This is a genomic window from uncultured Gimesia sp., from assembly GCF_963972345.1.
Classification (GTDB): Bacteria; Planctomycetota; Planctomycetia; order Planctomycetales; family Planctomycetaceae; genus Gimesia.
In genome coordinates this window covers 1-9,430 of the sequence record NZ_CAXAVM010000091.1, presented here as the reverse complement: position 1 = coordinate 9,430, position 9,430 = coordinate 1, and the positions used below count along the sequence as shown (strand labels likewise).

Here is a 9,430-nt window from a genome sequence, read left to right as displayed (position 1 = left end):
CAAAAGTCTCGGGGGATGAGAAATATCGCCTCTGTAACTCTTATTTTCTAACTGTCTATTTCAACCAGATCTCGATGCGAGAACTGAACATTCTCCTCATTTTCCTGCTAAAACGTGAATAACTCTCGTTCTACGTAATCAACCTATTTTCATATAAGATAATAGGATTAACCAAACTGTGGAAGAATTTCCACTATAAAATGGGACTTCTATTACAATTTTAACAAATTGGGCGCTTTTTCTGATTAATCTACAATGTAGGCATTTTGCAACAAAATACCTATACAGAATCAGGGACTCAAAGAAGATCGTTCAGATCTGAACGGTTATTTCTGCACAGCTATGAGAGAAAAACGCTTTTGCTGTCTGCTGCCCTGCCGACAATCTGTCGCCTGTTCCTGTCTGTATTTAAGAGTCTGGTACGAATTCCGAATTACAAAATAAATGTCTGATCAACAATGAACTTCCTCCGATTACCGGCCCGTGAGACGATTTCCTCAGCCATTGATCCTCAGCGATAGAACTGACTGATCTGATAAATCCGCAGAGTGATTTCTGAATCACGTTTCCAGCGGGTGGATCGCGAATAATACGCAATGAGTGCCTCATCACCGATAAATGTCACAGATGGATATGCTGCATCAAATGTCTCGCGCGCATCAATGTCCTGAAAATGTCCCCAGGTTTTCCCCTCATTTTTTGAAATCGCAGCAGTCAGCGGAGTACGCGGCCAGTTCGAGGGAGAAGCGACATTATTCCACAACAACAGCAGATCTCCTGTTGACGGTATGCGTTTTACAATCGCTGGTTCGTGACAACCACGGCCCGGAGCGGTCATGCTGTCAGCACTCCGTTTCCACGTGCGAAAACCATCATCCGAGTAAAACACAAACGAATGCAGGTTGCCTCCCTTATAGGAAGTTCCGCCCACGTACTTTTTCGCATAAGGACCATGTGCGGGGATCAGCACGCGCCCTGATCTGAGCCGCAGCGCATGGTCGGCGTTGCAGCAGTACCAGCCCGGCTCTGATATCTGTCGCTGCTCACCCCAAGTCTTTCCGTTATCGGTTGACCGTCGCAGATAGATATTTCGTTGACTCGCATCATCCCAGCCCACATAAGAGAACAGAATTTCCTGTTCGGACAGACGAATCAGATTCGGATGTTTGACGTTCTGCTTCCAGCGATTAGGCTGCAGCACCTGCCGTGCTCCCCAGCTGCGCCCCTGATCAGTCGAAATCAGGGAAGAAATCTGGCAGGCCACATGGTCACCAGCTCCCGAAAAGCCTTTCTTTGTCGCAGGCGCTTTCGACTGACTGTAATACTCTGACCAGACAAGCAGTAATCGCCGCTGATCCAGGGGAAAAATTAATTGGTGATCGTGACGGGGATGCCCGGGTTGCCAGGGACAGACGATCTGATCATGCACGGGTTTCAGCAGACGTCGATTCCCACCGGTTGACTCCCCCTTCGCTGGTAATCGCAGGGGAGACAACAGACATGCCAGAGCCGTTGACAGTGATGATCTTGCAAAATCGCGTCGTCGCATCGTTTTGATTACCGGTTTCTCTCACAGGGGATGTAACAGAAAGAGGCTCGATTGTAACAGCGAATTTTTCAGACTGCGAGCAGGTTTTCTTAATAGAAAGATCAGGAAACCGTGATTTTATTTCCACTATAAAATGGCAAGGCTGGGGGATACCTCGGATCTATTCAGGACCCAGCGTTTAACCGTTCATTCCGATCTAATTGTCTTAATAAATCCGCAGTCGAAAAAACTCCGAACGCAGGTGTAGATTAATCTCAAACAGATCTGATCTGTATACTGTTTTCAACTGTTTTTCACCAAACCTGTCAACATCCGCGCAGCCCCCGACCTGATAGATTCTGAATCCGGAAAGAGTCTGTTGTGAATTGGTGAAACATTGCAAAAAACCCTTCGCAGCAGGAATACTGATGTCGATAACAGTGAGAGGCGCTGGTCAATCGAACCGATTTCATGTCTGGATGAATTAATCATGTCTTTGAGTCCATGTAAAAGTTGCTGCATTTTTTTTCTTGTCATGCTTATTCTCTGCATCATTGAAAAGAACAGTGCAGTATCAGCAGAACAATTCACCAGCGACACCGATCTGGTGGAACATTACCAGTTCACAGATCAGGGGCTGGAATTGGATTCAGACTCACTAGACCGGTTGAGGTTTGACTCCCAGACTCAGTACCGCAATCATCCACAACTGGCGGAAGTGGAAAGTCTGCTCTCCCCCGCGGAACTTGAGAATATCGACCTCGATCCGGTCTCGTACAGTGACGAAGAACCCGCGTGTGTGATCTCTCTGGAACCAGAGCAAACAAAGCAGCTGGAATTATTCCTGGGTCTGGAAGGTTCCAAGCAGCCACAGGATTTTGGAGTCAACGCCCATTTCGGTTCCCGACTGCATGCCAATTATGGATATCAGTTATTCGAAGATTCGTCTCTTGGATTTCAGATCGGTACGGCAGTCAATCTGACAGATCACGCCGTGCGTGTGACATCGCAAGTTGATGGTGCCAGTTCACGCACGCAAAGTTTTACCACACTGGGTTTTTTCCAGAGACACGATCGCATCAGCTGGGCCGTCGTCTTTGACTATCTCTATCAGCAGGATTACTCAAGCGTCTCTTTAAGCCAGCTGCGCATGCAGGGCGGATACACGCTGAATGAGTGTCAGGAAGTGGGTGCATTTTTCATGTTCCCCACATCTGACGCCAAAGCAGAATGGGCGGGCATTCCCGTTGCCCTTGATCCCCTGGCACAGGGTGCTTTCTATTTCAGACAGACCTGGGATCACGGAGCCGAGACGACATTCTGGCTTGGAGCTGCCGAAGGTCACGGCCAGGTGAATGCGGCACTGGGAGATACTTCTGACACGAACGTCCAGATCGCCTTCGGCTCTGACTTTCATGTCCCCCTGAATAATCACGTCGCTCTGTTCGGGCAGGCGAATTTCATCATGCCTTCGGATACAGGAACGGTCGACGCTTATCTGGGTTTTGCCTTTTATCCGGGTGGCAATGCCTATGGCTGGCGCAAACAACAGTATGCTCCTGTACTTCCGGTCGCCAGCAACACCTCATTTGCCGTGGACCTGGATCGATAATAACAATTATCCCGCTTTACTCTGCCAGCGACACACGTTAGATACCTGCACAAATACTTGCGTGATATTCCTCACATCAGCTCAGAACCTGCTTGCTCCTGCCATTCCCCGACCTAAGTTTTATTTACGTAAACTCAATGTAGATCGCTTTGTGGAATCAATGCAATGCAGACATCCTCGACAGAGGAATCAGGGGAGCAAAAAAATCATTCACTCCCTGAGCCCGCTGATCAGACACAGGTTTCAGCCCCTATCGTCCCATCTCCTCCAACACAAGGCGGGGAAACCGATCCCGTTACGATTGGTAAGTATCCTGTAATTCGCAAGCTGGGCAGCGGAGGCATGGCGAACGTTTATCTGGCGATCAATCCGGCAGATCATTCAGAAGTTGCCATTAAAGTTCATCTGGAGTCGATGGAATCGAATCCCCATCTGGTAGAACGTTTTCAGAAAGAGACGCGGCTGCTGGCTGAAATCAACCATCCCCACGTCACCAATTTACTGGAAGCGGGGGAATATCAGCAGAAACTTTACCTGGCCATGGAGTATGTGCCCGGCATCGACCTCAAACAGTTACTCAGACTGCAGAAGCGACTTCCCGAAAAAGCGGCATTGAAAATCATTCGTGATATAGCAGATGCCCTCAGCTTCGCACATCAAAAAGGCATCGTCCACCGCGATATCAAACCCGCGAACGTGTTACTGGGTGATTTCACAAACACGACGGAGTCTGGCGCAGATACATTCTGCAAGATGATTTCTGATGATCAACATCCCATCGTCAAACTTACGGACTTTGGTCTGGCCAGGCATATGAACCAAAGCGAATCACTGGCATTAACCAAAACCGGGGCAATGCTGGGGACCCCTTATTACCTCGCACCCGAGCAGTGCATGGATACTGCTCCCATCCAGCCGACTACAGATATTTATTCGCTGGGTATTACCCTGTTTGAACTTCTCGCAGGTCGCCCCCCCTTCCTGGCTCAGGATTCGGTGAAGCTGATCACCATGCATTGTTTCGAGCAACCCCCTGATCTGAAAAAACTCAACCCCGAAGTCAGCGACGCGGTAGCGGCCCTGGTGGAACGCTGCCTGCAAAAACGACCGGAAGCGCGATTTGCAGACGGAGAACATTTACGCGATGAAATTGAACGGATCCTGGCAGGTGAATTAACACCTGTGCCACAGCATCCTCTCATTCCTGCCAGCAAAACCAGCTTAATGGAAGCCAGCTGGGAATGGGAATTGTCCTGCACTCCCGAGCAACTCTGGCCTTTTGTCTCGAATACAGAGCGGATCAATAATGCAATCGGGCTGCCTCCCGTCGAATATACGACCGGTCGCGATGAACATGGCGCGATTTCCAAAACCGGCTCCTTTCGACTGGGTTGGGCCAGACTGGAATGGCGGGAACACCCGTTTGAATGGATCGAAGGCAAGCGACTGGGTGTGATTCGCGAATTCACGACTGGTCCCTTTCAGTGGTTTTCCAGTGTTGTCCAACTGCATCCATTACCGCAGGGCGGGACACGCCTGGTCCATCAGGTAAAAATAGCACCACGGGGACTACTGGGTCGCCTGCTGGCTTTCCTCGAAGTCAATGTGAATGGTCGCAAGAAACTGAATCTGATCTATCCACGAATCGATCAGATCATTTCGAAACAGAATTATCAGCAGGCTCAGCTGGACCCGTTCCAGGTATCTGCCCCCGTCAAAAAACGAATTCAGTCACGCCTGAGCGAGCGTATCAGCCAGATCCAGCAACAAGGTGCAGACGACACCTGCACCAAAGTTCTGGAAAAGTTTATTAATACTGCAGCAGCACAGGAGATCGCCCGAATCCGGCCGTTGGCTCTGGCTGATGCAGTCGATTGCCAGCGTGAGCCACTTACTGAAACCTGTCTGCATGCCTGCACCCAGGGAGTTCTGCAACTGCACTGGGACATCCTCTGCCCGACCTGTCGTATTTCCACTACCGTGCGTGACACACTGGCTGACATCAAAAAACATGAATATTGCGAAGCCTGCGACCTTGACTTCGAAGTCGATTTTCAGAACGCCATTGAACTGATCTTTCAGGTTCATCCGGAAATCAGAAAATCCGATCTCAGCACCTATTGCATTGGTGGTCCGGAACACGCGCCGCATGTCGTATCACAGTTGAAGCTGCAGTCAGGTGAAATTCTGGAACTGGACCTGGAACTCGATTCCGGCAGCTACACGATCCGCGGCCCTCAGCTCCCTTATACGATCCCCGTCTGCATCAGTTCTGAGTCCCCGATAAATACACTGAGGCTGAATCTTTCCACGGGAGATCAAAAACAGTCCCTGATCCCGTTGAGCCCGGGAAGACAGCGGTTGATTCTGAAAAATGAGTATAACATTCCGATTCTACTTCGACTGGAACGCAGCATTCGAAAAAATGATGTACTGACTGCCGCTGATGCCAGTCGTATTGAACTGTTCCGCAAACTGTTTCCTGAGCAGGTTCTCTCCAGTCAACAACTGATGGATTTCTCGACCTGTACGATTCTGGGAGCCCAGATCGCGGGGGTCGAAGAACTGTTCTCACTCTCAGGGGATGCCACAGCTCTGCAGAAAATTGAAGCTGAAATGAAATACCTCCGTCAACTGGCGGAACTGCATGGAGGGGAAATTGCCAAAGCCCAGGAGGACCGGACACTGATCATCTTCAGTGACTCGACTCACGCCATTCAACTGGCCGCAAAGCTGCTCGAGAGATCTGCGAATGCCAAAGACGCATTACCGCTTGGGTTGGCGCTGCACCGGGGAAATGCACTGGCAAAAACCATGAATGGCAAAATTGATTATTTCGGAAAAGCAGTCACTTCGACTGGCATTCTGCTGCAACGTGCTGCCGCTCACAGCCTGCTTCTGTCAGACGAATGTCAGACAGACAAAGATCTCATACTCGCGTTAAACGAAGCCAACCTGACTGCATATGAAAACGCCGGTTCTTACCGGAATCCCAGGCAGTCAATGGAAGTACAATAATTTTTTTCAGCGGGTATCAAATCCGAATTGCGCTCAATCACAGCAATTCACAGGATCAATCTCATGGTAAAGTTAAATCAACAAAACACGACCAGTGAAAAAACACACAGCCCGTCCCGTGAAACCTGCTGGTTTCTTGAAGGCTGCTGCTCTCACGACGCCAATGCGACCAGAACAATTCTACGCAGTGAGACCTTTAAACTGGGCCGCAGTCCGGAAGCAGATCTGATCTTAAATGCCAATGATATTTCCAAGTTTCATGCGGAAATCATAGCCGTGGGCCAGGTCGTCATTTTAAAAGATCTGGGCAGTACCAATGGCACTTATGTGAATGGTCTTCGCATTGCAGAACCAACGCCGGTTGGCGAAGGCGACCTGCTGCAGTTTGCATCACTGGAATTTCAGCTGGGCCGCACGGAAGCACTGCCGGAGCCTGATTACAACACTTGTGAAGTCGACGGGATGGAATCCCGCTGGATGATCACGCAGATGCATCAGATTTTAAATCAGCAGCAGTTCTGGATGGCTTATCAGCCCATTGTCAGTGCAAAGGACCTGAGCCGCCACGGTGTCGAAGCACTCATCCGCTGTGACATTCCCGGTCTGCAATCACCCTTTCAGCTGTTTCAGACGGCGACTCAACTGGGACTGGAAACGAACCTCAGTGAAGCATCGCGAGTTAAAACAGCAGAAGAATTAGCACCGTTTTCTGCCCAGAGTCACATTTTCGTCAATACGCATCCCCATGAATTATTGGATTCCAGACTCATTGAATCTCTGGATCAGATCAACCAGTTGCTGGGAATCTGGAAACTGGTCGTTGAGATTCATGAAGCAGCCGTGCCAGACCTGCAGACAATTCGCGAATTCAAACAGTCCCTGCATGCTCTGAATGTCGAATTGGCTTATGACGATTTTGGAGCCGGGCAGTCTCGCTTGCGGGAACTGGTCGAAGTCCCTCCTGATTACCTCAAATTTGATCGAGCCATGGTAGCCGGTCTGGCAACAGGCAGCAGTCGTCAGATCTCGATTGTGGAATCACTGGTTCAATTCTGTCGCGAGAATCAGATTCAAACAATCGCGGAAGGAATTGACGATGAGCAGGACGGCAACCTTTGTCGCGAAATCGGATTTGATCTGCTACAGGGCTTTTTCTATGGACGACCCGAGAAGCGGGAAATCACTCTTCCTTAATATATAGTATTGGCTCAGTCGCTAAACTGTATCCAGTTTTACTGTAGCGTCTCCAGGCCCATTTGGTCCGAGTATATTAGATTGAGAGGCACTATGATTAAACGTGATGCGATCTAGATATCATCATTCTGATTCAGAAGACGGTACAATCATTTTTTTGGCAGCCAGCGCCATAATTTTCCAGCCGGCTTTGGGCGTAAAATCAGGCTGGGCTGTGAAGACATGCACGGCTGCGTTGGTATCAATCGCAAACAGGGAAACACGTGCGGTTCCCTGCTGTTCCAGGTAGTCTTCAAAGGTGAATTCGTCGGTCAGCAGAGTGGTTTTCATCTCTGCCCCCTGCTGCAGTAACTGTTCCAGATCCTGATAGGTGATTGAATCACCAAACAGGATTCGGCCACTGTACCGGAAAGCCGCTTTCGCTTCCGATGCACCACTGTTGGGCTGTGAATTGCGAATGGTAAAGATGTTCGCGGGGGCAAACTCCAGTCGATAGTATTGAGCCGCCAGTGCATTCAATTCGACATGCGGAGACATTGCCAGCAGATTTCCGATCCCCATCAGATCCATATTCCGTTCCGCATGCTCTGAAACCGGATTCCCCCAGTATGCAGCCAGGCCTTTCAGCTTGGCCTCGGTAACGGCCGACCAGTTCTGATCCGTCAGCAGAGTTTGAATATTGTTTTTCTTTAATTCTTCAGCGATGACTTGCGCGACCCGATTTGCCCCGAGGATCAGGAAGCCTTCATTCTCGGGTTCAGCGACTTTAAGAAATCGGGCCAGTGGTCCCGCCGTCATACTCTGCAGCAGAACCGTGCCGATGATCACCAGAAAGGTCAACGGCACCATTTGGGCCGCATCCTGGTATCCCAGGTATTCCAGACGAATTGAAAACAGCGCAGAAATGGCAGCAGCCACAATTCCCCGCGGCGCGATCCAGGACAAAAGATGTCGTTCATTCATCGTCAACTTGGAGCCCAAAGCACAGAGATGGACGCTTAACGGGCGGATCACAAATTGAATCACGGCAAAAACGGCCAGGGCCGGCCACCCCAGATCAATGAATTCACTGATATTCATCCGGGCGGCCAGAATGATAAACAACATGGAGATCAGCAGGATACTCAGGCTCTCCTTGAAGTCCAGAATATCATCCAGTTCGAGTCCTTTACTGTTGGCCAGCCAGATTCCCATAATGGTCACCGAAAGTAATCCCGATTCGGGTTCAAGGACATTGGAAACCGCAAACACCACACAGACCAGCGCCAATGCGGAGATGTTATGCAGATAGTGTGGAATCAGGTACTTTTTCAGGAGAAAGCCAAACAACAGGCCTCCCGCTGCGCCAATCAGGATCCCGATCAGGATCATCTTCCCGAAGATCAGCAGGCTGGCGGCAAATCCACCTTCTACTCCCCCGGAAACAATAAATTCGAATACCAGCACTGCGAGGATCGCCCCGAGAGGGTCAATCAGAATCCCTTCCCACTGCAGGGTACTGGCTACATTTTCTTTCGGGCGTACGGTCCGCAGAAGCGGCATGATCACCGTTGGCCCGGTCACGACCATGATCGCACCAAACAGAAATGAGACACTCCAGGAAAAGTCCAGCAGCGTGCGGGTGGCCAGTGCAGTAATCATCCAGGTGATGAAGGCCCCGATCGTAATCAGGTTCCGGATGACCCGTTCCAGCCCCGGAATATCCTGAATTTTTAAGGTCAGGCTTCCCTCGAACAGAATCACGGCGACCGCCAGGGAGACGAACGGAAACAACAGATCCCCGAATAACTCGTCCGGGTTTAACCACTGCGTTACCGGCCCGGCGACAATACCGGCAGCCAGCAGAAATATAATCGCGGGAAATTTCACCCGCCAGGCAATCCACTGGCACAACATGCCTGCCAGTAAGATAAAAGACAGGGAAAGCATTGCGTGTTCGCTCATTTGATATCCAGCTCGTTTATTTTTAAATCGGCTCAATGGAGGCAAGCCGTTTGTCAGTATTGTTTCAAATATTAAGGACCGGTCTGCCGTAGATCGGAAGCGATAAACCTGGAATTGCAATCAGGTCGAGGCGC

At 50.0% G+C, this 9,430-nt stretch carries 5 protein-coding genes; 3 read left to right on the top strand and 2 right to left on the bottom strand.

What is annotated here, in order from left to right:
* Nucleotides 1-511 precede the first annotated feature (511 nt).
* Nucleotides 512-1,549: a sialidase family protein gene (locus AACZ40_RS15995; protein ID WP_291174714.1), complete on the bottom strand. Its 1,038-nt coding sequence runs from the start codon at nucleotides 1,547-1,549 to the stop codon at nucleotides 512-514.
* A 514-nt stretch (nucleotides 1,550-2,063) separates the two neighbouring features.
* Between AACZ40_RS15995 and AACZ40_RS15990 the strand changes: the two genes are divergently transcribed.
* The 3 genes from AACZ40_RS15990 (at nucleotide 2,064) to AACZ40_RS15980 (ending at nucleotide 7,352) form a co-directional block, all read left to right on the top strand.
* On the top strand, nucleotides 2,064-3,140 hold the full coding sequence (locus AACZ40_RS15990; RefSeq protein ID WP_339674992.1) for a DUF6666 family protein: 1,077 nt from the start codon (nucleotides 2,064-2,066) through the stop codon (nucleotides 3,138-3,140).
* Nucleotides 3,141-3,305: 165 nt separating this feature from the next.
* Entirely contained in the window at nucleotides 3,306-6,158 is a 2,853-nt protein-coding gene (locus AACZ40_RS15985; protein ID WP_291174720.1) for a protein kinase, read from the top strand.
* A gap of 63 nt (nucleotides 6,159-6,221) precedes the next feature.
* On the top strand, nucleotides 6,222-7,352 hold the full coding sequence (locus tag AACZ40_RS15980; protein WP_291174723.1) for an EAL domain-containing protein: 1,131 nt from the start codon (nucleotides 6,222-6,224) through the stop codon (nucleotides 7,350-7,352).
* Nucleotides 7,353-7,475: 123 nt separating this feature from the next.
* On the opposite strand, the gene AACZ40_RS15975 is transcribed toward AACZ40_RS15980, so the two are convergent.
* Entirely contained in the window at nucleotides 7,476-9,296 is a 1,821-nt protein-coding gene (locus tag AACZ40_RS15975; protein WP_291174726.1) for a sodium:proton antiporter, read from the bottom strand.
* Nucleotides 9,297-9,430 lie beyond the last annotated feature (134 nt).

What these genes read in the sequence shown, in the direction of transcription:
- AACZ40_RS15980 (WP_291174723.1), top strand. Translation starts at nt 6,222, where the DNA reads ATGGTAAAGTTAAATCAACAAAACACGACCAGTGAAAAAACACACAGC.
- AACZ40_RS15975 (WP_291174726.1), bottom strand. Translation starts at nt 9,296, where the DNA reads ATGAGCGAACACGCAATGCTTTCCCTGTCTTTTATCTTACTGGCAGGC.
- AACZ40_RS15990 (WP_339674992.1), top strand. Translation starts at nt 2,064, where the DNA reads ATGCTTATTCTCTGCATCATTGAAAAGAACAGTGCAGTATCAGCAGAA.
- AACZ40_RS15995 (WP_291174714.1), bottom strand. Translation starts at nt 1,549, where the DNA reads ATGCGACGACGCGATTTTGCAAGATCATCACTGTCAACGGCTCTGGCA.
- AACZ40_RS15985 (WP_291174720.1), top strand. Translation starts at nt 3,306, where the DNA reads ATGCAGACATCCTCGACAGAGGAATCAGGGGAGCAAAAAAATCATTCA.